General features: G+C 44.5%; 27 protein-coding genes. 15 read left to right on the top strand and 12 right to left on the bottom strand.

The window, feature by feature from the left end:
• Positions 1–184: 184 nt before the first annotated feature.
• Positions 185–976, bottom strand: a complete 792-nt coding sequence (locus ACYQ0Y_RS07930) for an ABC transporter permease (RefSeq protein WP_407883085.1) — start codon at positions 974–976, stop codon at positions 185–187.
• Entirely contained in the window at positions 969–1,625 is a 657-nt protein-coding gene (locus ACYQ0Y_RS07925; RefSeq protein WP_407883083.1) for an ABC transporter ATP-binding protein, read from the bottom strand. Before ACYQ0Y_RS07925 ends, ACYQ0Y_RS07930 begins: the two co-directional genes overlap by 8 nt.
• 194 nt (positions 1,626–1,819) lie before the next feature.
• Here ACYQ0Y_RS07925 and rlmD point away from each other — a divergent pair, with 194 nt between their 5' ends.
• From rlmD to ACYQ0Y_RS07910, 3 genes are read left to right on the top strand one after another with little or no spacing between them, the layout of a single operon-like run.
• Positions 1,820–3,253, top strand: a complete 1,434-nt coding sequence (gene rlmD, locus ACYQ0Y_RS07920) for a 23S rRNA (uracil(1939)-C(5))-methyltransferase RlmD (protein WP_407883081.1) — start codon at positions 1,820–1,822, stop codon at positions 3,251–3,253.
• Positions 3,254–3,297: 44 nt separating this feature from the next.
• Positions 3,298–3,906 carry a hypothetical protein gene (locus tag ACYQ0Y_RS07915; RefSeq protein WP_407883079.1) on the top strand — a complete coding sequence of 203 codons (609 nt, stop codon included), beginning with the start codon at positions 3,298–3,300 and terminating at the stop codon, positions 3,904–3,906.
• Between the two features lie 38 nt (positions 3,907–3,944).
• Positions 3,945–5,384 carry an MFS transporter gene (locus ACYQ0Y_RS07910; RefSeq protein WP_407883077.1) on the top strand — a complete coding sequence of 480 codons (1,440 nt, stop codon included), beginning with the start codon at positions 3,945–3,947 and terminating at the stop codon, positions 5,382–5,384.
• 219 nt (positions 5,385–5,603) lie between these two features.
• Here the strand turns inward: ACYQ0Y_RS07910 and ACYQ0Y_RS07905 are convergent, their stop codons facing one another.
• Together ACYQ0Y_RS07905 and ACYQ0Y_RS07900 are read right to left on the bottom strand one after the other, a co-directional pair.
• Positions 5,604–5,843 carry a hypothetical protein gene (locus ACYQ0Y_RS07905; protein ID WP_407883075.1) on the bottom strand — a complete coding sequence of 80 codons (240 nt, stop codon included), beginning with the start codon at positions 5,841–5,843 and terminating at the stop codon, positions 5,604–5,606.
• 115 nt (positions 5,844–5,958) lie between these two features.
• Entirely contained in the window at positions 5,959–6,582 is a 624-nt protein-coding gene (locus tag ACYQ0Y_RS07900) for a DedA family protein (RefSeq protein ID WP_407883073.1), read from the bottom strand.
• A 183-nt stretch (positions 6,583–6,765) separates the two neighbouring features.
• Between ACYQ0Y_RS07900 and ACYQ0Y_RS07895 the strand changes: the two genes are divergently transcribed.
• Entirely contained in the window at positions 6,766–7,503 is a 738-nt protein-coding gene (locus ACYQ0Y_RS07895; protein WP_407883071.1) for a DUF6198 family protein, read from the top strand.
• A gap of 156 nt (positions 7,504–7,659) precedes the next feature.
• Here the strand turns inward: ACYQ0Y_RS07895 and ACYQ0Y_RS07890 are convergent, their stop codons facing one another.
• Positions 7,660–8,031: a DUF1304 domain-containing protein gene (locus ACYQ0Y_RS07890; protein WP_407883069.1), complete on the bottom strand. Its 372-nt coding sequence runs from the start codon at positions 8,029–8,031 to the stop codon at positions 7,660–7,662.
• Positions 8,032–8,343: 312 nt separating this feature from the next.
• On the opposite strand from ACYQ0Y_RS07890, the gene ACYQ0Y_RS07885 reads away from it, so the two are divergent.
• The 3 genes from ACYQ0Y_RS07885 (at position 8,344) to ACYQ0Y_RS07875 (ending at position 11,144) form a co-directional block, all read left to right on the top strand.
• Positions 8,344–9,537 carry a CynX/NimT family MFS transporter gene (locus tag ACYQ0Y_RS07885; protein WP_407883067.1) on the top strand — a complete coding sequence of 398 codons (1,194 nt, stop codon included), beginning with the start codon at positions 8,344–8,346 and terminating at the stop codon, positions 9,535–9,537.
• A gap of 181 nt (positions 9,538–9,718) precedes the next feature.
• Complete coding sequence (locus ACYQ0Y_RS07880) at positions 9,719–10,531, top strand: Cof-type HAD-IIB family hydrolase (protein WP_407883065.1); 813 nt, start codon at positions 9,719–9,721, stop codon at positions 10,529–10,531.
• A 40-nt stretch (positions 10,532–10,571) separates the two neighbouring features.
• Entirely contained in the window at positions 10,572–11,144 is a 573-nt protein-coding gene (locus ACYQ0Y_RS07875; RefSeq protein WP_407883063.1) for a GNAT family N-acetyltransferase, read from the top strand.
• Between the two features lie 380 nt (positions 11,145–11,524).
• Here the strand turns inward: ACYQ0Y_RS07875 and ACYQ0Y_RS07870 are convergent, their stop codons facing one another.
• On the bottom strand, positions 11,525–11,824 hold the full coding sequence (locus ACYQ0Y_RS07870; RefSeq protein WP_407883061.1) for an HU family DNA-binding protein: 300 nt from the start codon (positions 11,822–11,824) through the stop codon (positions 11,525–11,527).
• A 240-nt stretch (positions 11,825–12,064) separates the two neighbouring features.
• Between ACYQ0Y_RS07870 and ACYQ0Y_RS07865 the strand changes: the two genes are divergently transcribed.
• Together ACYQ0Y_RS07865 and ACYQ0Y_RS07860 are read left to right on the top strand one after the other, a co-directional pair.
• Positions 12,065–13,678 (top strand): Nramp family divalent metal transporter, encoded by a 1,614-nt coding sequence (locus ACYQ0Y_RS07865; RefSeq protein ID WP_407883060.1) that lies wholly within the window; start codon positions 12,065–12,067, stop codon positions 13,676–13,678.
• 12 nt (positions 13,679–13,690) lie between these two features.
• Positions 13,691–14,140: a universal stress protein gene (locus ACYQ0Y_RS07860; RefSeq protein WP_407883058.1), complete on the top strand. Its 450-nt coding sequence runs from the start codon at positions 13,691–13,693 to the stop codon at positions 14,138–14,140.
• Between the two features lie 196 nt (positions 14,141–14,336).
• Here the strand turns inward: ACYQ0Y_RS07860 and ACYQ0Y_RS07855 are convergent, their stop codons facing one another.
• On the bottom strand, positions 14,337–15,146 hold the full coding sequence (locus ACYQ0Y_RS07855; RefSeq protein ID WP_407883056.1) for a CPBP family intramembrane glutamic endopeptidase: 810 nt from the start codon (positions 15,144–15,146) through the stop codon (positions 14,337–14,339).
• A gap of 67 nt (positions 15,147–15,213) precedes the next feature.
• Here ACYQ0Y_RS07855 and ACYQ0Y_RS07850 point away from each other — a divergent pair, with 67 nt between their 5' ends.
• A complete protein-coding gene (locus tag ACYQ0Y_RS07850) occupies positions 15,214–16,647 on the top strand; it encodes an MFS transporter (RefSeq protein ID WP_407883054.1) in 1,434 nt (477 codons plus the stop codon).
• Here ACYQ0Y_RS07850 and ACYQ0Y_RS07845 read toward each other — a convergent pair.
• Complete coding sequence (locus ACYQ0Y_RS07845; protein ID WP_407883052.1) at positions 16,644–17,279, bottom strand: GyrI-like domain-containing protein; 636 nt, start codon at positions 17,277–17,279, stop codon at positions 16,644–16,646. The two genes, ACYQ0Y_RS07850 and ACYQ0Y_RS07845, sit on opposite strands and share 4 nt — an antisense overlap.
• A gap of 84 nt (positions 17,280–17,363) precedes the next feature.
• On the opposite strand from ACYQ0Y_RS07845, the gene ACYQ0Y_RS07840 reads away from it, so the two are divergent.
• Positions 17,364–17,993 (top strand): NAD(P)-dependent oxidoreductase, encoded by a 630-nt coding sequence (locus tag ACYQ0Y_RS07840; RefSeq protein WP_407883050.1) that lies wholly within the window; start codon positions 17,364–17,366, stop codon positions 17,991–17,993.
• Between the two features lie 163 nt (positions 17,994–18,156).
• Here the strand turns inward: ACYQ0Y_RS07840 and ACYQ0Y_RS07835 are convergent, their stop codons facing one another.
• Positions 18,157–19,038, bottom strand: a complete 882-nt coding sequence (locus ACYQ0Y_RS07835) for a tyrosine-protein phosphatase (protein WP_407883048.1) — start codon at positions 19,036–19,038, stop codon at positions 18,157–18,159.
• 309 nt (positions 19,039–19,347) lie between these two features.
• Here ACYQ0Y_RS07835 and rihC point away from each other — a divergent pair, with 309 nt between their 5' ends.
• The 3 genes from rihC (at position 19,348) to ACYQ0Y_RS07820 (ending at position 22,992) form a co-directional block, all read left to right on the top strand.
• Positions 19,348–20,268, top strand: coding sequence for a ribonucleoside hydrolase RihC (gene rihC, locus ACYQ0Y_RS07830; RefSeq protein WP_407883047.1), 921 nt, complete (start codon positions 19,348–19,350; stop codon positions 20,266–20,268).
• Between the two features lie 166 nt (positions 20,269–20,434).
• The gene (locus tag ACYQ0Y_RS07825; RefSeq protein ID WP_407883045.1) at positions 20,435–22,300 is read left to right on the top strand and encodes an FAD/NAD(P)-binding protein; all 1,866 of its coding nucleotides are present in this window, start codon (positions 20,435–20,437) and stop codon (positions 22,298–22,300) included.
• A 32-nt stretch (positions 22,301–22,332) separates the two neighbouring features.
• On the top strand, positions 22,333–22,992 hold the full coding sequence (locus ACYQ0Y_RS07820; RefSeq protein ID WP_407883043.1) for an NAD(P)H-hydrate epimerase: 660 nt from the start codon (positions 22,333–22,335) through the stop codon (positions 22,990–22,992).
• A gap of 157 nt (positions 22,993–23,149) precedes the next feature.
• Here the strand turns inward: ACYQ0Y_RS07820 and ACYQ0Y_RS07815 are convergent, their stop codons facing one another.
• Positions 23,150–23,485, bottom strand: coding sequence for a hypothetical protein (locus ACYQ0Y_RS07815; protein WP_407883041.1), 336 nt, complete (start codon positions 23,483–23,485; stop codon positions 23,150–23,152).
• 184 nt (positions 23,486–23,669) lie between these two features.
• On the opposite strand from ACYQ0Y_RS07815, the gene gap reads away from it, so the two are divergent.
• On the top strand, positions 23,670–24,677 hold the full coding sequence (gap, locus tag ACYQ0Y_RS07810) for a type I glyceraldehyde-3-phosphate dehydrogenase (protein WP_407883039.1): 1,008 nt from the start codon (positions 23,670–23,672) through the stop codon (positions 24,675–24,677).
• 129 nt (positions 24,678–24,806) lie between these two features.
• On the opposite strand, the gene ACYQ0Y_RS07805 is transcribed toward gap, so the two are convergent.
• The gene (locus ACYQ0Y_RS07805) at positions 24,807–25,058 is read right to left on the bottom strand and encodes a CsbD family protein (RefSeq protein WP_407883037.1); all 252 of its coding nucleotides are present in this window, start codon (positions 25,056–25,058) and stop codon (positions 24,807–24,809) included.
• Positions 25,059–25,076: 18 nt separating this feature from the next.
• Entirely contained in the window at positions 25,077–25,481 is a 405-nt protein-coding gene (locus ACYQ0Y_RS07800; protein ID WP_407883035.1) for an Asp23/Gls24 family envelope stress response protein, read from the bottom strand.
• Positions 25,482–25,504 lie beyond the last annotated feature (23 nt).

Genomic DNA, 25,504 nt, shown 5'->3' with positions numbered 1-25,504 from the left:
CCTGTTGCCTGCGCCTAGCCCAGGCCGTCTAATTGGCAAAAAAACGCCAACCAGTCAGCCTCAGCTAGTGCTCGTCACCACCCGGCTTGTTTCACTCTGATTGTGTTTGTCGAGCTACACTAGCCTGTTGCCTGCGCCTAGCCCAGGCCGTCTAATTGGCAAAAAACGCCAACCAAATCAATCATTATGACTGAGACCGCTTAGCGTCAGTTTTTATGACCAATTGTTGATCCTGGTTGAAGAAACGGCGATACGCAATGTATGATGCACTGACCGATCCTAGACTTGTCGCCGATAACAACATAAATACGACCATAATTTGATATTTAATCGCATAGACTGGATCGACCCCCGCAAAAATCAATCCTGACATCATGCCTGGTAGACTCACGATCCCATAAGTTTTTGATGCATCAATCGTCGGTTGCATCCCTGTTCGAATACATTCGCGAACAATTGAAATTGCTGAATCGTGCGGCGTTGCGCCTAACGCAATTCGTTCCAATACCTGCTGTCGTTGATCACGAAATAGACTAAGCATATTACGATAACATAACCCAATTGCGACCATTGAATTGCTGGCGATCATCCCAGAAATTGGAATCATCTGTGAAGGAACAAATTTTATCGCACCAGATAAAACCAGCCCGCTTAAGGTCACACTAGTACTGATTAAAATGGACCAAAATGACGACCAAAAGATATGTGGAATACCTTGACCACGTTTACGGGCATTATAGGCCGCGTTAAAAATAATGACTAAAATCATGGCCAACGTCAGCAGAACATTATTCACCGCAAAAATATATTTGAGGACAAATCCCACAATCGTAAGCTGTACAATGGCGCGAATAACTCCAATAATCATGTCACGATTGACACCCAACTTCTGACGCCATCCGATAAATAACGCAACTAACACTAAGCCTGCCGCAAATGCCAGACTTAAATTGTTCACATTAACACTATTATGCATGGCTAGCCTCCTGAACGTGGTGTCCCTTTTCAATTCGATAAAGAACATCGGCTTGGGCAATTTCACTGTCATCATGCGTGACGGCAATCACGGTACCACCTTTTTGTTGAAAATGATCGATCAACTCATGGACAATTGATTTATTATCTGCATCTAAGCCGGTTGTGACTTCATCAAGTAACAAGACATCAGGCGGAAAGACGAGATTGCGAATTAATGCCACGCGCTGCCGCTCCCCGCCAGATAACTCGGTGATCTCATGATCTAAATAACTGGTGGGTAAATTAACCTGATCCAGTAAATCCAACTGACGTTTTGAATCGATTGTTTTACCTCGAATATCAAACGGAAAATTCAAATTGTCGGCGACAGTCGTTCCAAACAACGTGGGTTGTTGAAAGCAATAAGAAATTCGTCGTCGATAAACGGTTGGCTCATAAGAAAAGGCATCCTGGCCGTCAAAGGTCATCTTTCCACTAGTTGCGGTGATCATCCGGGCGATAAGTTGTAAGACAGTACTTTTCCCTGAACCAGAGGGCCCCACGATGGTCATACGTTGACCCTTAGCGATCCTCAGATCAATGTCACTCACAATCGTTTGCTGGTCAATTCGATAAGCAATCTTTTCTAACGTTAATAAATCTCCCATCAGCTGCTCCTTTAAATAAGAGTAATTCTATACTTAAATCATAACTTACTGAGTACAGAATGTCCGGTCATCGTGCCTAAGATCACCAAGATTTATATGATCAATTACGTTGGCGTTGACTGCCGTTCACTGGCTAAAAATGCTATGATTGTGAAGATTAATTTATCCCTGTTCCAAGCTATCCGGAGAAAAGAATGAACAATAATAGAATGACTAACTTCCGTCCAACATCACAGTCACCACATCGTCCAACCCCAGCAACCCCTGTGTCAGTGACGGTTGGGCAACGATTTCCACTCACCATCAAGCGTTTGGGCATTAACGGTGAAGGCATTGGATACTACAAGCATAAGATTACCTTTGTCCCAGGAGCACTCCCTGATGAAGTGGTTGTCGTCGAGGTAACCCAGGTTTCAAGCCATTTCTTAAAAGCCAAAGTTCGTCAAATTAGAACCTCAAGTCCCCATCGCGTAACCCCAGTCGATGAACTGGCAGGTGAAGTTGGTGGCTTTGAGCTTGAACATTTGTCCTATGATCAACAACTCGTCTTTAAACGTGACGTTATTGTCCAAGCCTTGGAAAAATATCGCCCTCGCGGTTGGAAAAATTATGAGCTGCGTCCAACGATTGGCATGAGCAATCCCTATCACTACCGCAACAAAGCGCAGTTCCAAGTACGAAAACCGGGGGACCATGTAGAGGCAGGCTTATACAAAGAGGGTACCCATGATTTAGTGGATTTACCTGAAGCTAGTACACAAAATAAGGCAACGTTGACTGTGATTCGTGGCCTCGTCACCATTCTAGAAGAGCTTGATTTACCTATTTATAATGAGGAACAAAGTTCGGGCATCATTAAAACCCTAATTGCTCGTTCTTCTCAGGCGACCGGCGAAGTCCAAGTAACGTTGGTCACAAACACACCTAAACTACCTAAAAAACGACAATTACTGGAATTAATTCATGATCGCTTGCCGCAAGTTGTTTCTGTCATGCAAAACATTAACCCGGGCAAAACATCTCTCGTTTGGGGTGATGAAACGCGTAAATTAGCTGGCCAAGACTACATCACTGAAACTTTGCTTGACAAACAATTTGAACTATCACCTCGAGCCTTCTTACAGTTGAACCCTGATCAAACCACGCGCTTATATCAAGAAGCCATTAAAGCACTTGATTTAACTCATGCACAGCGCTTGGTCGACGCTTACTCTGGGGTAGGCACAATTGGGTTAAGCTTAGCCGAACAGGTTGGCGAGATTCGCGGTATGGATACCGTTAGTGAGTCCGTCGACGACGCCAATCGCAACGCACAGTTAAATCATATTGAGAATGCAACCTACTTTACTGGAACTGCCGAAGACTTATTGCCGCAATGGGTTAGTCAAGGTTGGCGTCCTGACGCGCTGGTCGTGGATCCACCACGTGCCGGTCTGGCTGAGACAATGATTGACACCATCCTGCAAGTTCAACCCCCAAAATTTGTTTACATCTCATGCAATCCATCGACGCTAGCCAAAGATCTTGTTGCATTGGCGACCACCTATCAAGTCGACTACATTCAATCCATTGATATGTTTCCTCAAACAGCGCGTGTCGAAGCAGTCGTTAAATTGTCCCGGCGTTAATCGGGACTAACTATTTTTGAACTTACGCGAAGGAGTGTCCGATCATGTCTACATCGTTACTGCTTTCCTTAGCGGTTTTTGTCTATTTCATTTTTGATCAATTTGAATATAACACGGTCGGTCGCCTAAGCTATGTGATCATTCCAATCTTTTGTTTGATCAATTTTTTAACCACCTTCACATGGCGCCCACTCGCTTTCCTCAGTTTATTAGCTATTTTGATCGTCGGTGTTGGTCTTGGCTGGTACCAAGCTCGCTACGCCCAAATTAGGTTGGTGAATCAACCACGGGCTTATTTTAAAGACGACCAAGGGGTAGAACAGCCTATTTATCGAAAAGTGGTCAAAGTGCGTGGTGGCCAACACTATCTCATCGGCTGGCTGATTGCCTTATTGGTACAATTTGGTTTACAAATTCTCGCTAACCATCATCTACTGAGTGAACGCGAGATCTTTGCACAGGCCAAAGCAGAGATATTGGCAGATATCATGAGTGTCTTTCGCTTCGCTGGTCAAGGGCAAACGGCCTGGTATCTTTGGTCATTAACTGGCATTATCAGTGCTACCTATACATTCCGTTTAGCGAGCCGGTCACAAAATATTCGTCAGATTGTTCTGGGCCGTCATGAGGATGCCGGCCATATTGATCAATAATTTTTTCGTCGTTCAAGTATTTTTACGGAGATTAGTTTATGCAGCAACGTTCCCGGTGGCTACTACTGCTAGCCACCTCATCAGTGTCCTTTATGTCGACAATCGATGCTAGTATCGTCAATATCGCCATCCCCCATATTAGTCGGGACTTAAAGGTTCCTATGAATGAAGCTGAATGGGTCGTCTCAGTTTATTTAGTCCTCATCTGTACTTTACTGATTTTTTTCGGAAAGCTTTCCGATCAAATTGGCCGGATTCCCGTCTTTCAAGTGGGAACGCTCATTTTCTTAGTAGGTTCATTGGGCTGCGGATTAAGCCAAAGCTTACCGCTGCTGTTAGCCGCCCGAGCTGTCCAAGCGCTGGGATCTGCCATGGTGATGGCAACCAATTTTGGCATTATCACCCAGATTTTTTCAGTTGATCAACATGGTCGCGCATTGGGGATCAACAGCGCCTTTGTGCAAGTGGGTAATTTAGCCGGACCAGGTCTTGGTGGATTAATTATTTCATTGGTAAACTGGCACTGGATTTTCTTTGTTAATTTACCAATTGGTCTGATCGCCTTTTGGTTCGGCAATCGGATCTTTCCTAAGTCACCGTTGAAATTAGCACATGTCCACGTAGACTGGTGGGGGTATAGCACATTCGCGCCAATGATGATCACCTTTTTCGTCGCCATTTTCTGGGGTCAGGCCGTTGGCTTTCATCAAACTGGCGTCCTCTCACTGTTTATCGTTGCTGGCATCTTACTCGCTGCTTTTATTGGCATTGAACATCACGTGTCTGATCCTTTAATCGACTTAAAAATCTTTGCTAATCGAGGTTTCTCGTTGGGCATTATTTCGGCGATGTTAGTCTACATGGTTGGTTATTTCAACAATGTTCTGATGCCATTTTACTTACAAGAGACCCTTACTTTATCGGCAGCTAGTGCAGGTTTAATCCTAATGACAGTACCATTGTTAAACATCATTAGTGCCCCAACCGGTGGCATCATTGCTGATCATATTGGCGCCGAACGCGTCTCCTTTTACGCGTTATTTTTATTTATTATTCCGGGACTAATTTTCATCTTCGTCCAACCAAACTGGTCCATCGTTTGGTTAATTGTGGCGCTGGCCGGTTTCGGAATCGCTAACGGCGCCTTCCAAAACAATCCCATGATTATGGGAAATGCTGGCCCGCAATTTCAAGGGATTGCAGGTGCAATCGCCGCTCTTGGTCGCAATCTAGGGATGACCATTGGCCTATCTTTATCCACATCACTGCTCTACGTCGGCATCAGCCTTAAAGCTGGCTATCGATTAACCAGTTATCCACAACAACACCCGCAGTGGTTTGTCTTCGGTATGCATTTTAGCTACCTAATCGCCTTTTGCTTGATCCTGATTGCGCTGGGTCTTTTAGGTTGGCTACTAAACAGTCGTCGAGTAATATCAAATTCATTGAATCAGCAGCGTCAATCAAAAGACATTTAAAAGCGAACTCAGAGCGAAACAAGCCGGGGGGGTGATGTTGAGCACTAGCTGGGATTGACTGGTTGGCGCTTTTTGCCAATTAAGAAGGCCGGGCTAGGCACAGACATCAGGCTTGTGTAGCTCGACAAATCGAAAAAACCGAACCGCTAAATTTCTATAAATTAGAAATTAACGGTTCAGTTTTTGACTCGATCTTTTAATTCGGCGATCTCACAATCGCTATTTAACGTTGATATCTAACTGCATAGCTGTTTGCGGATCTGGATTCAGATGTTCAACATAAGTTAATTCTGCGCGGTCAAGCTCGTGAACAATTTCTGTTTCAACCGTTGCTAACGGCCGCTTGTCGTTTTTTAGCTGATTAATTAACAACGTGATCTTACCATCGTGAGGAGCAGAAATCGTATAAGCCACATCCTCGGTATTCAAAATTTCCGTAATTAACTTGCGTTCTTCCATCACCGTTGCCTCCCAAATTTAACCTAAGCTCATCATAGACTTCTTTATAAGACTTGTTAAGCCAGAAATAAAAGGTGATTAGCGCCAGGTGATGCCAGGGTACAACGGTTTTGACTCATTCTACCCGCGCTGGTCGAATGCGCTTGACATAATACCAAAGGGCGCCAATGATAAATAAACCAGCGAGGCCCACCGCGACGATTGTTGAAAACGTATCAACAACACCAGAGACCTGACTCCAAGCTCGACCAGCTAAACGACCGAGTCCGATTAAAACAATATTCCAAATCATCGTTCCTAAGGTTGTTAATAAAACAAATGGTTGCCATGGCATCTTGGTCATCCCGGCTGGAATTGAGATTAAACTTCGCACCACCGGAATGAAGCGACCAAAGAAGATTGTCTTGCGGCCGTGACGATTAAATAGTTGCTGCGCTTTTTCAATATCTGTCTGTTTTAAGCGTAAACTTCGACCTAGACGACTATTAATTAATCGTTCTAAGCGCGTTACATTTAGCCAGCGACCAATTCCATACAGCAATCCTGCACCGATAACTGCACCACTCGTGGCTGCGATAACGCTCCCCGTAATGGTGAGATCGGCGGCTAAGGTCATAAATCCAGCAAAGGTCAAAATAACTTCAGAGGGAATCGGCGGAAAGACGTTTTCCAAAGCAATCAATAAAACAATGCCGATATAACCAAATTGGTTCATAAAATCGATTAACTGTTGTTCCATTAGTGTCACCTTTCAATTGGATGGCAGATAGGGGCAACTGCTGTACCGAGGTTCTTCTCGGTAAATTCGTACCATCATTATTCCTGATTTGAACGTTCCCGTCGAGGATTTACTGCTAATCTGACAATTTCTTAATCATTTTCAGCTATACTGAAAAGAACACTGAAGGAAAAGAGGCTACTTGTGCAAAATCGTCAGGATACTGAACAACGTCTTTTATGGCTCGTAATTTCGATTCTTCTAAACGCAACTTTTAACGCGCTAACAATCACCACGAATATGGGTAGCGCCGTTTGGACCGCGTCGGCTGTCAACTTGGCTCATTGGGTAACCCATTCAACGAGTCCAGCTATCGCCAGCCAAGCCCTTGGACTCGTCCTAACCATCTATGGTATCCTCGTCGCATTTTTAGATCTTCTTTTGATTGGTCGTTTCGATTGGCAGCGACTCTTGCGAAATATTTTATTTGTCGTGCCCTTTAGTTACCTCATTCAATTCATCGTTCCCTTTTGGTCAAACATTGTGGGCATTAAATACTTACATGGGGATCTAAGCCATCCGGTTCAGTTAACCGTCTTGATTATTGTCAACATGATCGGTCTGTTTGGTGTCGGCGCCGCCGTTTCACTTTATCAGCGAGCCAACTTGATCATGCATCCGAATGATGATTTATCCTATATCATTCGTTTTCGCTACCTGCATGGATTGGCCACGGCGTCTCAAATGCTCAGTTATCTTCCGCCTGTCATCATTATGATCTGTTGCTTCTTCGCCAATCACCATACCTTATGGGCCGTTAATTTTGGCACTGTCTGGGCATTTTTAACGCAAGGTTGGGTTCAGGGTTGGTCAGACCGCCATTTTGTCAAACAACTCAAACATCATTTCACACACACGCCAGCTAATACCACGACGAAATGACTCCTCCAGCAATTAATTACGTTTACACCAAAAACCAGCATCCGCTATCAGATGCTGGTTTTATTCTGTCATGATTCATCAATTTCAATCTTACATTGCAACGCTAGCTTGTTAGGCATTAAACCCCCGCTAATTTGCGTCACTTTTCAAAACAGTTTAGACAAAGAGGAGCACACAAAGCACCGCGAGTAGTGCTGGTAAGCCCTGAACGACAAAGATCCGCCGACTGATCGTAACTGCACCGACGATCGCCGCCAACACAACGAACCCCATGAATAAAATTAAGACAGCTCGCATCTCTAATGTGGGTAACGCAAATAACGACCACAAAATGCCGACGCCAATAAAACCGTTGTATAGGCCTAAATTCTTGAACAATGCTTTAACCTGCAGCTGCTCCAAAAAGCTTTGGTCCCCACCGAACGTTTGTTGGGCAATTCGACCAGTTGACTGAAACATTTCTAACCACATAATGAACAGATGTTCCAGACCAACCACACCAACTAATCCGAGCGTAAATGCCAACACGACTTGTCACCTCATTTTTAGTATTGAATGCAGCCTACGCCATTTACGGCCTCCTGTCTACTGACTCACTAACACTATGCAGAGGGTGCATCAACTTTTAGTCAATTGGAAACGGAGACCCGTGCCAGAGTAAATCTTTCCAATATAGTTTACAGTCGCCAAAAATATGAGGCACCTTGTCAGTTCCGAAAATTTGTTGCTCAATGTCGGTCACGCGAGTAAACTATATTGGTCGCATTGTTCGGCCATGAGCACCTGTTGCTCATAAAATAACTCAAACAAAATTTCTCCGTCTAATATGGAGGTTTATTGATGTCTGACAAGATGAAACAAGCAGTTAAACATAGCAGCTGGCTGATGCTCGGGATAATTTTACTCGGGTCTAGTTTGCGGATGGTGATTACGGTCATTCCGCCAATTCTGGCGCCAATATCTCGGACCTTACATCTATCCAGCGGTGTTGCCGGCAGTTTAACCACCATCCCACTACTGTGTTTTGCGGTATTGTCGCCAATTGCACCTCGAATTTCGGCCAAGATCGGCACTGAATTTGCCTTACTAATCGCGCTAATCATTCTAGCAGTTGGCAACTGGATGCGGGTGTATTCTGCCACCGCCTTAATCATTGGTACACTACTCGTCGGCGTAGGCATTGCTTTTTTAAATGTTTTATTACCAGCTTTAGTGGCTGAAAACTATCCGCAAAAAATTGGCGAAATGACCAGCCTTTACTCATTTTCGATGACCTTTTTCTCGGCAATTTCAGCCGGAATTTCTGCTCCACTGGCCGGGAAAATTGGCTGGCAATTAACTATTCAAATTTTCACATTAGTTGCTTTAGTAAACATTGTCACTTGGCTGCCGAATTTACGCTATAACCATCGTGCTAACGCGACTACGGTATCAAAGACAACGACCTCGCGAGGCTCAGTTTGGCGCCAACCAACCGCTTGGGTCATGACACTCTTTATGGGGTTGCAGTCATTTGTGTTCTACACTTTAATCACCTGGTTACCAACCTTGATGGTCGACCGAGGTATATCTGCTAATACGGCCAGTCTACTGTTAGGGCTATATCAAATCGCCTCATTACCTGCCGCTTATGCTGTACCCGTCATTTCAGCAAAGGCTAGCAGCTTGCGTAACCTGTTACTCACGATCGGCTTTGGTTTCGTTTTGGGTATTGGCGGCCTGTTACTCCCCCTTCACGCTGTCTGGTACTTTGCAATTCTAAGTATTATCTTAGGATCGGCCACAACCGCCTCATTTGCTTTGGCCATGACGTTATTCAATCTTAAAACGCGCACGCCACAAGAGACAGCTGATCTGTCCGGAATGGCTCAATCTTTCGGTTATCTCATTGCGGCGATTGGCCCCATTGCTTTTGGCACATTGCATGTCTTACTTGGTGGCTGGAATTTATTAATGGGCGTTTTATTGATTATTGCCCTATTGACGATTGTGACGGCACTGTACGTCGATCATAAGCCTGACGTTTTCCATTAAAAATGCGCCATGTGAGCGCCTAAAACAGCCTCATTTTCCAATTTTCAGGAAAATGAGGCTGTTTTAGTGGGCTCTCGTAGTCGCGGACCATGATTTCAATCATTTTTTTCGAGAAAGCAAATTGAGTCCTTGAGTTAAACATGATACGCTCTTGTTATCACTTAACAAAGGAGTGCTCGCCATGCCAATCAAAATGATTGCTACTGATATTGACGGCACTTTTATTCGGACAGATCATCAATTTGACCACGACCGTTTCGCCCGAATTTTACGCCAACTCTCAGCCCGACACATCCATTTTGTAATTGCGAGCGGCAATCAGCTTCGGCACCTCACGGATATTTTTACTAATTTTGACGGGATCGATTTCTTAGCTGAAAATGGTGGCCTGGTGGTTAGTAATCAACAAACCCTATTCAGCGAGACGATTTCGCCAAGCCTATTGAACAAAAGTTTGTCCCTAATTCATCAATCACCCCTGCTGCAAGGTGGCGCTATCGTTATTTCTGGTCTCCATGGTGCCTATTTACAAAAGCCGGTAACTGATGAGCTACTGGCCTCGGCCAATTACTTTTACACGGATTTACAATTAGTCACCAACCTACTTGCAGTCCAAGATGACGTATTGAAATTAGACCTTGTTTGGCCTGATAATTTAGCCGATCAACGTGCCGCTTGGCTAAATCGCCAACTACCGACATCATTAACCGCAACTGCCAGTGGCTTTGGCGGCTTAGATATTATTCCCAGCCACGTTAACAAACAAGTCGGTTTAGCAGTGCTCGAACGTTATTGGCAAATTTCTCCAGATCAAGTTATGGCGTTTGGCGACAATGATAATGATATTGCCATGCTACGCCATGTCGGTCACAGTTATGCCATGCTAAATGCAGCGTCCAGAATTAAAGCTGCTGCCAATCAAGTGACTCAAAAGACCAATGACGATGATGGCGTGCTTGATACCATTGAAACCGTGTTAGATCTCCCATGTTAACCTCCATTAACCCTTCACGAATCAACCAAAAAGGAATTTTATGAAGACAGAAACCTCACACTATTTCGCGCTTTCAGAGTCCGATCAACATGCAATTGCTCAATTGAGCGATCACTATTGGCCCGGAATTGTTGATGATCCCAAACAAGTGCAACAACTTCGCTCATACTATGAGCAGATGTTGGTTTTGACGATGAAAGATGACGACGGTCAATTAGTCGGCTCCTTAAAAATCCCATCAACTAGTGTCGTGATTGCTGATCATCGCTATCAAATCAGTGGCTTATCAGAAGTGATGGTCGCACCAAAATATCGACGAAAGGGCTTCGGTATCTCCCTAATTATGACTGCTTTTGCCCTGATTCAACATGATGATGCCGATTTCTCCATTTTTACCTGTGCGCCCGATCTGGTTCCATTCTATGAACAAGGCGGTTGGACCAGTTCACCTCAAACGGTCTTGATTGGTGGAACCACTGCCGACCCGATCGCCAGTGACAAGATTGGCACTGTCGCAATGCTCAGTCTCTTCACCCCCAGTGCTTTAGATCACCAAGCCGCCATCGCTGGCGCTACAATTGCCCTTGAGGTGGGCGAGCGCATTATGTGGTAAGACTTAGCGTTGATGACCACGACGATGACGCGAATAACGACCTTCTTCTCGGTCTTGCTGACGTTTGGTCAATTCAACCTAATCTAATTGCCGTTTTGCTGAGTGTCAATTTAATTTTGCTCCTTTGCCTAACACTTATTTTGTCATTAGCCCATTATAGATAAGAGGTACGCTTATAATAGGCTAAAATTTCTATTTGATCCAAAAATACTCAACTAAGTTTAGTTCTGATGATACGTGTACACGTATTCGTCAGAACTTTTTTATTAGGCAAAAAGCAATGATGTCACAGTGGGACTTCAAGATCCGGCATCGGCGGCAAAGAAACAAGTACACCTGAGATAAGCATCAGTCAATCATGGCTATAAATGATCAGCAAACTAACGATCCCGATCCTGGTTCAAGCGTCGCCGCATGTCTGAACCGTCATGAAATTTGGCAAGCTTGCGCGCCGAAATCCTGACAGACTTACCCGTTGTCGTGTTAATCAGCCGTGCTTGACTGGTTCGCGGTGTAAAGGTACCGAACCGGCGCAACTCAACGCGATGATTCCGCGCCAATTCCTCAATAATTACTGCCATGAATTCATTGATCACGCACCGTGCCACCGCCTGTGATACATAAGTATGTTGTGAGACATGTTTGATTAGTTCATTCTTAGTTACGCGTTTAATTATCATTACCTCCCTCACAAATGAGCCAAATATTTCTCATGTCGCCTTACACCATGACGTGGAAAGAAGAAGTTTCAAAGTTTTTTAGTTTTGGACAGCGTTGTTTTAAAATTAATTTATATAATTATCTCAATAAAATTAGCCTTACCTCAAAAATAATATACAATCTTTTAAATTTTGTGTAGATTTCTCCTAAAAAAGTTGTATGATGTGACAGTACCGAGAAAACAAAGGGGAGGTATTCTTTTGGATACAATCGAGAAAAAGCCAAAAAAAGAACGGCTCATTCATTATGCGAACGGGCCGTCCTTAGAAGAAATTAATGGAACTGTGAAAGTTCCACAGGGCAAGGGATTTTGGAAAACCTTGCTCGCCTACTCTGGACCTGGCGCGTTAGTCGCCGTTGGTTACATGGATCCCGGTAACTGGTCAACTTCCATCACTGGCGGTCAAAACTTTCAATACTTGCTAATGTCCATCATCTTGATATCAAGTTTAATCGCCATGCTTTTACAATCCATGGCGGCTAAACTGGGTATTGTGACGCAAATGGATTTAGCGCAAGCAATTCGGGCCCGAACCAGTAAAGCTTTGGGGATTGTGCTGTGGATTCTAACAGAATTTGCCATTATGGCGACTGATATCGCCGAAGTTATTGGGGCAGCGATCGCCCTTTATCTGCTATTCAAGATCCCGCTTGTCATCGCCGTCTTTATTACTGTATTTGATGTCTTGCTATTATTACTTTTAACCAAAATTGGTTTTCGTAAAATTGAAGCCATCGTCGTTGCCTTAATTGTTGTCATCTTCGTGGTCTTTGCTTACGAAGTTGCTCTATCAGACCCTAATTGGAGTCAAGTCATCGTTGGCTTAGTGCCAAATGCCAAAACCATTGCAACCTCACCGACTGTTGGCGGAATGACCCCACTGACCGGTTCCTTAGGTATCATCGGTGCGACAGTCATGCCACATAATTTATACCTGCACTCTGCTATTTCGCAGACACGTCAATTAGACCACAATGATGAAAAACAAGTAGCTCAAACAGTACGGTTCTCCATGTGGGATTCTAATATTCAATTAACAGTCGCTTTCTTCGTTAATGCGTTGTTGTTGATCATGGGGGTCGCTGTTTTCAAAAGCGGCGCTGTTAAGGATCCATCTTTCTTCGGTCTACATCAAGCTTTATCCGACACATCGACCATGAGTAACGGTGTTTTAGCTGGTGTGGCTCGGACAGGTATCTTGTCCACCTTATTTGCGATTGCCCTACTTGCTTCTGGTCAAAACTCCACGATTACTGGCACCTTAACTGGCCAAGTTATCATGGAAGGTTTCATCCACATGCAAATGCCACTGTGGCTACGTCGACTCATCACCCGGTTGCTTTCAGTTATTCCTGTCTTAATTTGTGTTGGTTTAACAAGTGGTCAAAGCCTAGTTCACCAACACGAGGCACTCAATGATTTAATGAATAATTCACAAGTATTTCTAGCTTTTGCTCTGCCATTCTCTATGTTGCCATTGTTGATGTTTACTGATAGCAAAACGGAAATGGGAAAACGGTTCACGAACCACTGGTATACCAAGGCCGCTGGCTGGATTTCGGTGTTAGCACTGACTGGACTCAACATCATGAACTTACCAGCACAGATTGAAGGTTTCTTCGGTAATGGCGCTTCTAAGAGCGAGCTTGCTTTAGCAGATGGTATTGCCGATGTTGCCATTGTTGCGATCTTAGCTTTACTCGCATGGATGATCATCGACTTATATCGTGGTAACAAAGCGTACGCAAAACATTTAGCCACGGTTGCAAAAGAATCAGCTGACACAACGCCGGAAATTGAGATGCATAAGTAGGAGGAAATGAATATGTCCGAATCAGAATCAATTGATAAAGTTTTCAAACGAATTCTTGTCGGAGTTGATGATTCAGCCGATGCTCAACTGGCCTTTCATTATGCGGTTCGTCGCGCTGCTAAAGATCAAGCCACGTTAATTTTAACCTCGATACTCGAAAGTGATGAAATGAATGTTTATCAGGCCTTGACCAAAGATTATATTCATGGTGAACGTGCAGAACTAGTTGAGCATATGAAAGATTATGTCAAAGCTGCTCGCGAAGGTGGCGTAGCAGATATCGAAGTAATCGTCGACGAAGGAGATCCCGGTGAAACGATTGTCGAAAATGTTATTCCGCAGGCTGATGCTGATTTACTAATCATTGGTTCGTTATCCAAAAAAGGAATCCGAAAATATTTTGGTTCACAAGCCGCTTACATGGCCAAATATGCGCCTATTTCTGTCATGATTATTCGTTAAAATCACCATCAAGATAGCGACTAAAAACTCACAGCAAAGCCAACTTTGATCCTAATCATAGCTGACCGTAATTGCCCAATTGATAACAATCGGCTAAGCATCAAGATCAGGTTGGCCTAGCAAGTTAAAAAAAGACAAAAAATACCCCGAACAAAATTCAGGGTATTTTTTGTCTTTTTTTAACTTGCTAGGTTACTCATATGTTTCCAGCCTGTTTCAATGGTTTCAATAGCACAAATCCGATGATCATAATTGGAATAAAGATCAGTAAATCGACGATAATTTCTGCTGTTAATGTTTGCCCTGTCACGACCGTTGCCAACGCATCTTTCCCCTGATAAGTCAGCATAAAGCTTTGTACATCAAAAACGGCATGGATGACAATCGTCCACCATAAAGTGCCAGTACGCAACGTCACCGCACAAAAGTACACTCCCAGACAAAAAGCATAACCAATTTGTAAGGTCGTGTTGATGGGCGTCTGTCCTAGGTGGTCAAAAAAGTGCCCAGCGTGACTTAACGCGAAGAGTAAGCTGCTCACACCAACCGCTAATCTGACTCGTTTCAGGCCAAAACTGCGTAACAGGATTTTCAGAATCAGACCACGAAACATTGTCTCTTCAAAAAAACCGACTAAAGCTGCGACCACGATGGCATAAACCAGGGCCGCACTATTTTGATTAATCCACTGATAAGCGATAAAGGTCCCGCCATTAATGACAACGATGAGCATTCCCACCCAGATCACCGACCAGAACTGAATCCCAGTCTGTAAGCGATAGTTTAGCGATTCTCTTAGCCACCAGTGATTTACCGCTAACATTACTAGAATCATGACCACTTCAACACTGAAAGTCATGATATTCAATGGGATCAACGGTTTAAAAATCGTTCTTAGCACCCACAGCAGCAACATCATTCCCCCCGTTAAGCCAATGGCGATGCTAAGTGCCGCAAGAGAGGATCTTTTTTTAGTGAGTGACTTCATGGAAGTTTTACCAAGCATTTTTGATTCACAACTCCTTCTTGACAAGTCTACAATACAGCCAGCAAATAAAAGGGAGGTAGTTTTGATGCAATCACAATCAACTCCCACAGCCACCAACAACTGGTGGGTGCTCGTCGCATTGGGGATCTTTGCTTTCATGTCCAATTTAGACGCCAGCATCGTCAATATCGCCATGCCAGTTATGAGCAAACAATTACAAATTCCCGTCAACCAAGTCGAATGGATTGTCTCCCTTTATCTTATTTTGATGTGTGCGTTACTGCTTTTTTTCGGACGCCTTGGTGATATGTACGGTAAGATCCGTATTTTTCGAATTGGAACCGGTGTATTCGTCTTAGGCTCTGCTCTCGCTGGCCTAAGTCATGCTTTCACATTACTCTTGTTGGCCCGGGCAGTACAGGCATTTGGCGGTGCGCTCACTTTGTCTAATACTTACGGGATCGTGACTAGTACCTTCGACATCGCACATCGCTGCCGAGCAATGGGTTTTGTTGGCACCTTTGTCGCATTGGGTTCGGTTGCCGGTCCTGCTCTGGGTGGATTAATTCTCGCTAATGGTACCTGGAACGATATTTTCTGGATTAATGTTCCGATCGGTCTATTTGCAATCGGGGTGGGGATGCTAGTCTTACCCAAAAACGAGCCACGGCCTGGCGGGGCCATTGACTGGATCGGTTTATTGAGCTGGACGATGACAATCCTCGGCTTATTCGGGGCAGTTTTCATTGGTCAACAAGCAGGTTATACCGCACCGCTACCCATTAGCGGCGCTTTAATCGGCTTTTTCAGCTTGCTGATTTTCTTATGGCAGGAAAATCGTAGTGGCTCACCCATGATGCCATTAACCATCTTTAAAAATCGTCCGTTTACACTGGGAGTGACGGCGGCTGTCTTTATCTTTTTGTCAAACTTCTTCAGCGTTGTGTTGATGCCATTTTACTTAGAAGACAGTCGACACTTTACGCCTGGTCAAGCTGGTCTGTTATTAATGATCTTCCCGATCATCTTAGTCTTAGCTGGGCCGTTCGGTGGATTTTTGGCGGATAAGCTTTCCCAAGCAAGTGTTGCTAGTACCGGATTAGCATTAATCGCCCTATCTCAACTCGGTTATGTGTGGTTTTTAAATGCCACAACCACCATTTGGCTTTATGCCCTGATCACTATGATCATGGCAATTGGCACTGGCTTGTTTCAATCACCAAATGGCGACATTGTCATGTCCGTAGTCGCCAAAAATGAATTGGGTGTTGCTGGCAGCGTTAATTCATTGGCACGAAACTTAGGAATGGTCGCTGGCACCGCCGCTGCAACCACGACCTTATTTGCGGCTATGAGTCATCGCTTGGGCTATCGGGTAACCACTTATTTGCCTAAACACCCAGACGTTTTCTTGTATGGTCTCAAAGTTGCTTTCATCGTCTCATTTATCATGATTGTGCTAGCACTCTTAACTTCCCTGCGGCTAGGAAAAATTATGAAAGGCCGGCAGTTGAGCTAGTCAGCGCTTCGTTCAATCGCCACACGTAAAATTGTTTTTCGCTTCGCTTCCGCCACTCTGCGAAAGTCAGATAAATAAATTTCCTTGTGGTCTGGACGCATTCGTTGATAGCCTTCTGCGTGTAAATAATAATCCAAGCGTTCAAAATCTGTCGGCTCCGTATCAAATGAACCGACATGCAAAATCATTCCCACTAATCCCTCCGTAACGGAGACTAAACGCACTTGTGCAAGTACTTCAGGAGCAACTTTATTTTTAACTAAAGTCAGCGCTGTTTGAAAGACTTGTTCATTCACAAAATGTGGTTGTTTAATCATAATTTGGTAAACCAACTGATCTTTATCTATGATTTCCCCCGTCGGTTTATTCGGTAATGTCCATCGTCCCTCTAAGGGATAAACGGTATAATCAAAAGCTCCGGTAAATGATAATCCTTTTTTAGGTGCCATCTTGATCGCGTAACTGACCGCATAGAGTGCCGCAACTTGCGCGGCAAACTCGGGACTGTTGGGGTTGCCTTGGCCGCTTAAAGTGATAAACGTTTGTTCAGGAATCGTTGTAATCGTTGGTCGTTTCATCGTTGGATAAATTTTCCGCTCGACTTTACGCCATTCATATTTTGGATCGGCCATTTTAAAAACCTCTCATTATCTTTTTAAGACTAGGTTCATTATACTGAGATTGAACTTAAATCTGTCATAAGGAGCCAAACAAATATGAAAATTGGTGTAATTGGCGCGACTGGTAAAGCTGGGGCTTTAATCATGGCTGAAGCGCAAAGCCGCGGCATTGACGTCGAGGCCATCGTTCGCGATCATCATCGCTTAAGTACCCCTGTCCCTTATTTAGAAAAGGACGTAATGTCATTGATAACAGATGACATCGAAGACCTTGACGTCCTCGTCAGTGCCTACGGTGCTCCACGAGGTGAGGGATACCGTTATCCCTTGGTGACACAACATTTAATTGATATTACTAAACAAACTGGCATTCGGTTAATGGTTATCGGTGGTGCTGGTAGTCTATTCACGAACCAACATCGTACCAACCGGCTCTTTGACGAGCCCGGCTTTCCGGAAGCTTTTAAGGACACTTCGACCAATATGGGTGAAGCACTCAAACGGTTACAGGCCAGTGATGGCGTCGATTGGACTTACATTTCTCCAGCAGAAAATTTCGTCTTCAACGCGCCCAAGACAGGCAAATATCAATTAGGGGCTGATTTCCTAAGCTTCAACGCTGATGGGCGCAGTGAAATTAGTTATGCAGATTATGCTATTGCCTTTGTCGACGAAATTCAAAATCACCAGCACCGTAATGAACATATTTCCGTTGTTTCTGTGTAACCGTTGATTGATAATCTTAGTTCGCAAATCAATGGAAATATAGTAGCCAATCGGCAAATACTGGATCAAAAAGCAAAAATCACCCGTCTCCAATTCAGAGAATGGGTGATTTTTAATTGGGACCTTTTTACCACTTTGTTATTGATCCGTACTATACTTCAATTCACGCCAGGTATAATCGACGCAATTCAGCTATCTTTTCATCAGATAACTGCAAATTGTCAGACAAATAATGTGGCAAATCGCCAGCCTGTGTCTTGACTTCATCCATCGCCGCGGTGAAATAATCTTCATGCACCGTCCACAAAGCACGAATATTGTCTTTCACTGCCGCCGATGCGCCTTCCCCATCCAAACGATCCATATTTGCATCAAGTACAGCTTTAGAAACTTCATTGGTTAACAAGTAGTCCTGTAAAACGGTCGTTTGTGGAACACCTAAAGCCGCCAAGAACATGATCGCACCAAGTCCCGTCCGATCCTTCCCCGCTGTGCAATGAAACAATAGTGTCCCTTTTTGATTGGCAATTAAATAATCAAAGAAATTACGATAAGCTTGTTGCGAAAAATCATCGGCAATCATTTCATGATAGGTTTGAATCATTTGTCGGTGCCCATAGCCAGGTTCTGATAAGTCCTCGCGAAGTTCTTCGCGGGTGGCAGAACTTCGTGTATCATCAATGGCTAAAATTGGATTGTGATAATCTTTGGCACCACCAGGAACCCGATCTGGTGCCCGCAACAGTTCTTGATTTGTGCGGAAATCAAGAATGGTATGCACACCGTACGCCGACAGTGTGGCTAAATCTGCACGATTCAGTTGATTCAAGGCAGCTGAACGCACAGTCCGTTGCCACTTAGTTGTGTGACCATCAGTTGTTTGGTACCCGCCTAGATCACGAAAGTTATATCCATGTTTAATGTCTAATAGTCGTTCGATCGTTAACGCCCCCCTGTATTCGTTATACTTGTCATTTAGTATAACGTTTTCATGGCTTCGACGAAAGAGCCAGAGCGTGAGCCAAACCGGTTTGAGGCCGAGCAACAACGGACAATCACAATTGGGCGCATTTGGCCCGGTTGTGATTGTTGGTTGTGCACAGGACTCAGGTCTGGTGAGCGCGTTTACACCAGAATACGAGTCATCACTCTAAGGGTTGTGGTTTAGGCTAGCACTAGATGGCATGCACGCTTTTTATTTCGAGGTGCCTACTAAAACACGACCGTAGATAAGAAAACCACTAGAATATTCGAAAGCGTTTTCTTTTCATTGTCATTTTTAGTATGATGATAGTGAACCGTCGGTAGCGACTGTGAGCGTTACGCCACGGAAGAATATACTGGAGGAATCAACATGACTTATAAAGTAATTATGGACACCGATCCCGGAATTGACGATGCAGCGGCCTTAACGATGGCATTGAATGATGCCAACATTGATCTGCAACTAATCACGGCTGTAGCCGGCAACGTCACTGTGGATAAGACCACTAAAAATGCCCTGACAATCGATAACTTTTATGGCAAGCACGTTCCCGTGGCGGGCGGTGCTAAAGCGCCATTAATTAAGGAATTCGAAGATGCTGCTCGGATTCACGGCGCCTCAGGGATGGCTGGCTATGATTTCCCAGAACCAACTGACCAAGCGCTAGAAAAATCTGCCGTTGAAGCATTACACGATGCGATTATGGCTAGCGATGAAAAGATCATTTTGGTTCCAACCGGTTCTTACACCAATATCGCTTTACTATTTACCGAATATCCAGAAGTCAAAGATCGTATCGAACGGATCATTGCTATGGGTGGATCATTAGGTCACGGCAACATGACTAGCGCCGCTGAATTCAACGTTTTCACTGATCCACACGCTGCTCAAATTATGTATCAATCTGGCGTTCCAATTGTAATGGTCGGCTTGGACGTGACCATGAAAGCCTTAATCACTGATGAAACCCTACAAACCATCGACAAAATGGGCCGTGCCGGCCACATGCTGCATGAAATCATCAGCCATGATTTTGATCACAGCGACGCTGGAACTGCCGTCCACGATGCCAACACTATTTTCTACCTCTTACATCCAGAAGCTTACACGACCAAAGATTACTGGATTGATGTCATTACTGAAGGGCCCGCAAATGGCGAAACGGTTGCCGACGTTCGGGCCGCTTACCATGATGGTAAAACTAACGCTAGCGTCTGTGTTGACGTTGATGCGGCTGCCTTTAACCAATGGTTTATTGATGAACTAAAAGAAATCAGCGCTCACGAATAACAAACTCTACGAGATACGATTGCACCCATGCCACTTCACTATCGGTATGGGTGTTTTTTTGGCCTTTATTTGCGGCCAACAAATTCAAATCACAAACTGATGCGGATTAACACGCAAAGAAATATACTAAAGTTACTGACATACTTTAATCACGGGAGGAAGACACATGGACATCGTTCTTATTGGCGCAGGCCCCCGCGGCTTAATCAGCGCCGAGCGTTTGATTGAATGGCAACGCCAAACAAACACCTATCATCAGTTAAATATCACCTTAGTAGATCCGTTCGGGGTCGGTGGCCGCGTTTGGCAAGTTGGTCAACCCCATGAACTGGTGATGAATACGAATCCTGATTTCATTACGTTGTTTACTGACGAGACCGTTAAAATGGACGGTCCGATTGCCAAAGGGCCCAACTTATTTGAATGGGCCCATCAACAGGCGCCAGGTTTCTTATTTCATCACGACCTACCCAATCGCGCAGAATTGCTTAATGAAGCGGCGGCATTAATCCATAATGGCTATTCATCACGCAGTTTTTTTGGCGCTTATCAACTGTGGTTCTATGAGTATTTGCAACAGCGACTCACAGATAATATCACGCTAACAATCCTTAAAGAACAAGCACAATCAGTGCGTCGTATTGAGGCGACCGATCGTTATTTAATCAAAACTGGCACCCATCGTTTTCAAGCGGATGCAGTTATCATGGCGCTCGGCCACTTTGAAAATGACTTAACCGAAGAACAAGTTGGGTTGATGAATTTTGCTGACGAGCATAACCTTAACTACATTGCCCCCACCCAACCACAAGAGTATCAGTTCGACCATGTAGCAGCCGATCAAACAGTGATTTTACGCGGACTGGGATTGAGCTTCTTTGACGCCGTAACCATGCTAACGCAAGGCCGCGGTGGCCACTTCACTCAAGACGAACATCAGCGGCTCGTTTATCAACCTTCTGGCATTGAACCACATATTATTGCCGGATCACGCCGTGGTTTTCCATTGCGCGCTAAGGGGCGTAATGAAAAAGGTTATGGCGAACTCGATCAACCGCATTTCTTCACAGCGCCATGGTTTTCTCACTATCAGGCCGGCTCCTTATCAGGGACCCGTTTCATCGAGCAATTCCATCACGAGGCGGAGTACGTCTATTACAAACGTCTGTTAGCGCTCAAGTATCCACAAGTAGATGCTGAAGAATTTCTGCGTGAATTCGTTGCAGCGCCTCAACCATCAGCCGTTGTCTTCCGGTCACCGATTATTGAAAGTGACTACCTCAATTGGAATCAGTTACTGAATCCGGCAGAATTTCTAGCTCATAGTGATGATTCAAAAATCATGGCTGACTATCTACAAGCCGACGTAGAGGCTGCCTTAGCCGGGACTAAGACCGGACCACTGACTTCGTCTTTAGAAATGTTTCGCGACCTGCGCGACGTGGTTCGGCGTGTCGTCGACAACGAATTGATCCGTGCCGAAGACTTCCGTAACCTATTTCTAGGCCAATTTGATAACGAAAACTCCTATCTATCAGTAGGGCCGCCAGAAAGTCGCATCGCGGAATTACAAGCTTTGGTGGAAGCAGGCGTCGTGACCTTACTGGGACCGGGCATGTTAGTATCTGGTGACGAGAACAGCCAACGTTTTGTCACATGGTCAAAGAACGTCCCCGATCAGACTTATCAGGCTGACTGCCTAGTAGAAGCACGGCTACCAGCCGTTTCAGCTAGCCACAGCCAAAACCCCTTAATCAAACAACTCATTAGGGCGAAGCTAGCTCGGCCACAACAGCTAACAATGGAAGATGGCACCATCTTTGAAACCGGTGCTGTCGATGTTGACATGCATACCAACGAATTGCTTGATCAACACGGCCAAGCGGTCACTGGCTTATACTTCTGGGGAGTCCCAACTGAAGGTAAACACTGGTTCACCACTGCCAGTCCCCGTCCAGGAGTCAATGACAGCGTTTTGCGCACCGCCGATGCAACCATCGCCGATTTGTTTAACCGCTTTGCCGACCACTAGGCTGACTGATTTTATGGAAAGAAGATCCTAATATGACCGTTAAAAAGGCAATTAGTGCCCAACAGGCGCGTACATTTGATGACTACACGATTAATCACCTAGGAATTCCCTCACCCGTCTTAATGGAGCGCGCCGCCTTAGCTGTCACACAGCGACTAACGACCAGCATCAACTTTGAGCTAACTAATGTGTTGATCGTCGCTGGTAGTGGCAACAATGGCGGTGATGGCATCGCAGTAGCTAGATTACTACATCTGCGCCACATTCCAGTGACGGTCTGGTTAATTGGTAATTTGGATCATGCCTCTGAGCAACTCACGCAACAATATGAAATTGCCAAACGTTATGGCATCCATGTCACACAAACGAAGCCAGATCAACTTACAACTTTTACCACAGTAGTTGATGCAGTATTTGGGGTCGGTCTCTCACGACCAATCGCGGGCCAGTTAGCTGAGGCTGTTCAAGAATTAAACCAGACTAACTTGCCTATTTTAGCTATCGATATTCCAAGTGGTATTGACGCCGATACCGGTCAACCCATGGGCGTTGCCATTCAAGCAATTGAAACCATCACCATGAGTTATAACAAAATTGGTTTAACGACCAAGTCAGGACAACTGTATGCCGGCCGCATCACGATCGCAGACATTGGCATCTACGATCCTGAAACAATTGAGCGACTAGGCTAGTCATTTATCCAAAAAGAAAAATTTTGCTGACACTAATTTGTACAAAAAGAGCGAGTTTCCGAAATCGGAGCTCGCTTTTTTTGACACCCATTCAAAATTAAATTGCACCATTGTTGAAAGCGATCCTTAAAAGCATTAATGGATCGAACTCATCAAGTTATCGTTGGGCAATAATCTTATTTGCCTCATTTTCCAATCGGAACATGGTCCCCTCAGGACTTTGCCGATAATCGTTAGCAAACGTCGCACTCATTGGGCTCACTCGTCCCACTGGTTTGCCCATCACATCAGTTACCACGAGGTCTTGATCCACCCACGTGACTTCATCGTAATGACCATCCAGTAAATAGTCGACCCAGTATTGTAACGTGTCGTGAACCGCTGCCGTCATGACATCCGCTTCCGTTATCGGCGCTTGATCGCCTCGTTGTTCGTTTAAAGTTTGGACGCGCAATCTGACCTCGTTCATATTCTCTGGAATTGTTTCACTCATAAACGCACCCACCTCACTTTTTGACTACCCTCATTATATCGTTTCCGCGCACAACGACAATTAAAAAGCGTAGGTTGTTTTCGGCACCTCAAGTCACGAGTCACTTTATTGGCTTTTTCGGTCATTTCCTGCTAGGCTACTGGTGTAGTTAAATAACACACGCAATCCTAGGAGGCAAAAACTTATGGCAAATATCGGTATTAATGGTTTTGGTCGAATCGGTCGTGACTCTTTTCGACGGATTTTAGAATTGGATGACCCAGATTTGAATATTGTTGCCATCAATGATTTAACTAGTCCAGCTATGTTAGCTTATCTGTTTAAGTACGACTCCACCTTTGGCCGTCTTAACGCTGATGTGAGTTCCACTGACGATTCATTAGTCGTAAACGGCAAGAAGATTCGCGTTTACTCTGAACGTGATGCGCATAACATTCCGTGGGTTGCTAACGATGGGGTTGATATTGTGCTTGAATGTACTGGCTTTTATACATCCAAAGACAAATCACAAGCACATATTGATGCCGGCGCTAAGAAAGTTGTTATTTCAGCACCAGCAGGTCCCATTAAGACAATCGTGATGGGCGTTAATGACGATTTAATTGAACACGATGACCAAATCATCTCCGTTGGCTCATGTACAACTAATGCACTTGCACCAATGGCTTACTTCTTAAACAAGGAGTTTGGCGTTAAGGTCGGCACGATTACCGCGATCCATGCCTTCACGAGCTCACAAATGATTTTAGATGGTCCAAAGGGCTCCAAGTTCCGTCCTAACCGGACCGCATCTGCAAACACGCTTCCGCATTCAACTGGCGCCGCAACCGCAATTGGTTTAGTTATTCCAGAATTAGATGGTCACCTTAGCGGCCACGCCCAACGGGTTGCTGTGGTTGATGGATCTGTTTGTGAGTTAGTTTCCATCTTGGACAAAGAAGTCACCGCTGACCAAGTTAACGAAGCTATCAAGCCACACACGCAGAATAATCCTGCTTTCGGTTGGAACGAAGATGAAATTGTTTCCTCCGATATTATTGGCGACACACATGGTGCTGTATTTGACCCAACTTTAACTGAAGTAACCCAAAATGGTGACTTCCAAGTCGTTAAGACAGCTACTTGGTTCGATAACGAATATGGTTTTGTTTGCAACATGATTCGAACGCTTAAGGCAGAAGCTTTAGCTTAACCTTGGCACTAAATTGAATTTTCTGACATATTTATCCTTTACACGATATGTCTATCCAATACGATCAAAAACACCATCGGCTTACAATTTGCCGGTGGTGTTTTTGTAATATCAATGCGTTTTAATGAATTAATCAAAGTTGTCGCCCATGGAATCGGCAAATTCTTTAACTTTGCCTTCACCTTCCTTAACGTTACCGCCAATTTTATCGCCGGTATCGCCAGTAATCGCCCCTTTGACTTGCTGGGCTTTGCCTCCAGCTTCATCACTGAAATGATCAAATTTCTGTTTCAAATCTTTCATCTGGTCATTATCTTGAAATAACATGTATCCCAAGGCCACGTTGGCTGCCAAACTGAAGCCTAATAGTAAGTTCTTCATCACTTGCTTCCTCCCTGATTAATCTTTCTTCTTATCGTTACTTGAATCATCTTTTTGCTGAGCTTGCCACTCTTCTGGTGTCAATAAATCTTTCACGTGAAGTTTAATCGATGTGACCTTGTAGCCAGTCATTGAGCGAACAGCCGCGATAATTTTACGTGATAACTTATCAAAAATATCATTCGCATCACGACCATATTCCAGCGTACCATCGAGCTCTAAATCAACGGTTTGATCATCTTCATTGACATCAGCTGAAACGCCATGTTCAGGACGATCACCACGAATTTGGGTCGATAAATTATCCATTAGTCCACCAGATAGCGACAAGACGCCGTCAACCTCATGGGCTGTTTTACCGGCAATTTTTTCTAAGACATCATCATCAAACACAATTTGCTTCTTCGTTGCTGCTTCAGCCATTTAAATTCCTCCTTACACCATTA

The sequence above is a fragment of the Furfurilactobacillus curtus genome (genome assembly GCF_054657915.1).
Note: the sequence above shows the minus strand (reverse complement) of the source record. Positions and strands in the feature narration are given on the sequence as shown.

Coding starts and splice junctions, on each gene's coding strand:
- ACYQ0Y_RS07930 (WP_407883085.1), bottom strand. CDS start 976: ATGCATAATAGTGTTAATGTGAACAATTTAAGTCTGGCATTTGCGGCA.
- ACYQ0Y_RS07925 (WP_407883083.1), bottom strand. CDS start 1,625: ATGGGAGATTTATTAACGTTAGAAAAGATTGCTTATCGAATTGACCAG.
- rlmD (WP_407883081.1), top strand. CDS start 1,820: ATGAACAATAATAGAATGACTAACTTCCGTCCAACATCACAGTCACCA.
- ACYQ0Y_RS07915 (WP_407883079.1), top strand. CDS start 3,298: ATGTCTACATCGTTACTGCTTTCCTTAGCGGTTTTTGTCTATTTCATT.
- ACYQ0Y_RS07910 (WP_407883077.1), top strand. CDS start 3,945: ATGCAGCAACGTTCCCGGTGGCTACTACTGCTAGCCACCTCATCAGTG.
- ACYQ0Y_RS07905 (WP_407883075.1), bottom strand. CDS start 5,843: ATGGAAGAACGCAAGTTAATTACGGAAATTTTGAATACCGAGGATGTG.
- ACYQ0Y_RS07900 (WP_407883073.1), bottom strand. CDS start 6,582: ATGGAACAACAGTTAATCGATTTTATGAACCAATTTGGTTATATCGGC.
- ACYQ0Y_RS07885 (WP_407883067.1), top strand. CDS start 8,344: ATGTCTGACAAGATGAAACAAGCAGTTAAACATAGCAGCTGGCTGATG.
- ACYQ0Y_RS07880 (WP_407883065.1), top strand. CDS start 9,719: ATGCCAATCAAAATGATTGCTACTGATATTGACGGCACTTTTATTCGG.
- ACYQ0Y_RS07875 (WP_407883063.1), top strand. CDS start 10,572: ATGAAGACAGAAACCTCACACTATTTCGCGCTTTCAGAGTCCGATCAA.
- ACYQ0Y_RS07870 (WP_407883061.1), bottom strand. CDS start 11,824: ATGATAATTAAACGCGTAACTAAGAATGAACTAATCAAACATGTCTCA.
- ACYQ0Y_RS07860 (WP_407883058.1), top strand. CDS start 13,691: ATGTCCGAATCAGAATCAATTGATAAAGTTTTCAAACGAATTCTTGTC.
- ACYQ0Y_RS07855 (WP_407883056.1), bottom strand. CDS start 15,146: ATGCTTGGTAAAACTTCCATGAAGTCACTCACTAAAAAAAGATCCTCT.
- ACYQ0Y_RS07850 (WP_407883054.1), top strand. CDS start 15,214: ATGCAATCACAATCAACTCCCACAGCCACCAACAACTGGTGGGTGCTC.
- ACYQ0Y_RS07845 (WP_407883052.1), bottom strand. CDS start 17,279: ATGGCCGATCCAAAATATGAATGGCGTAAAGTCGAGCGGAAAATTTAT.
- ACYQ0Y_RS07840 (WP_407883050.1), top strand. CDS start 17,364: ATGAAAATTGGTGTAATTGGCGCGACTGGTAAAGCTGGGGCTTTAATC.
- rihC (WP_407883047.1), top strand. CDS start 19,348: ATGACTTATAAAGTAATTATGGACACCGATCCCGGAATTGACGATGCA.
- ACYQ0Y_RS07825 (WP_407883045.1), top strand. CDS start 20,435: ATGGACATCGTTCTTATTGGCGCAGGCCCCCGCGGCTTAATCAGCGCC.
- ACYQ0Y_RS07820 (WP_407883043.1), top strand. CDS start 22,333: ATGACCGTTAAAAAGGCAATTAGTGCCCAACAGGCGCGTACATTTGAT.
- ACYQ0Y_RS07815 (WP_407883041.1), bottom strand. CDS start 23,485: ATGAGTGAAACAATTCCAGAGAATATGAACGAGGTCAGATTGCGCGTC.
- gap (WP_407883039.1), top strand. CDS start 23,670: ATGGCAAATATCGGTATTAATGGTTTTGGTCGAATCGGTCGTGACTCT.
- ACYQ0Y_RS07805 (WP_407883037.1), bottom strand. CDS start 25,058: ATGAAGAACTTACTATTAGGCTTCAGTTTGGCAGCCAACGTGGCCTTG.
- ACYQ0Y_RS07800 (WP_407883035.1), bottom strand. CDS start 25,481: ATGGCTGAAGCAGCAACGAAGAAGCAAATTGTGTTTGATGATGATGTC.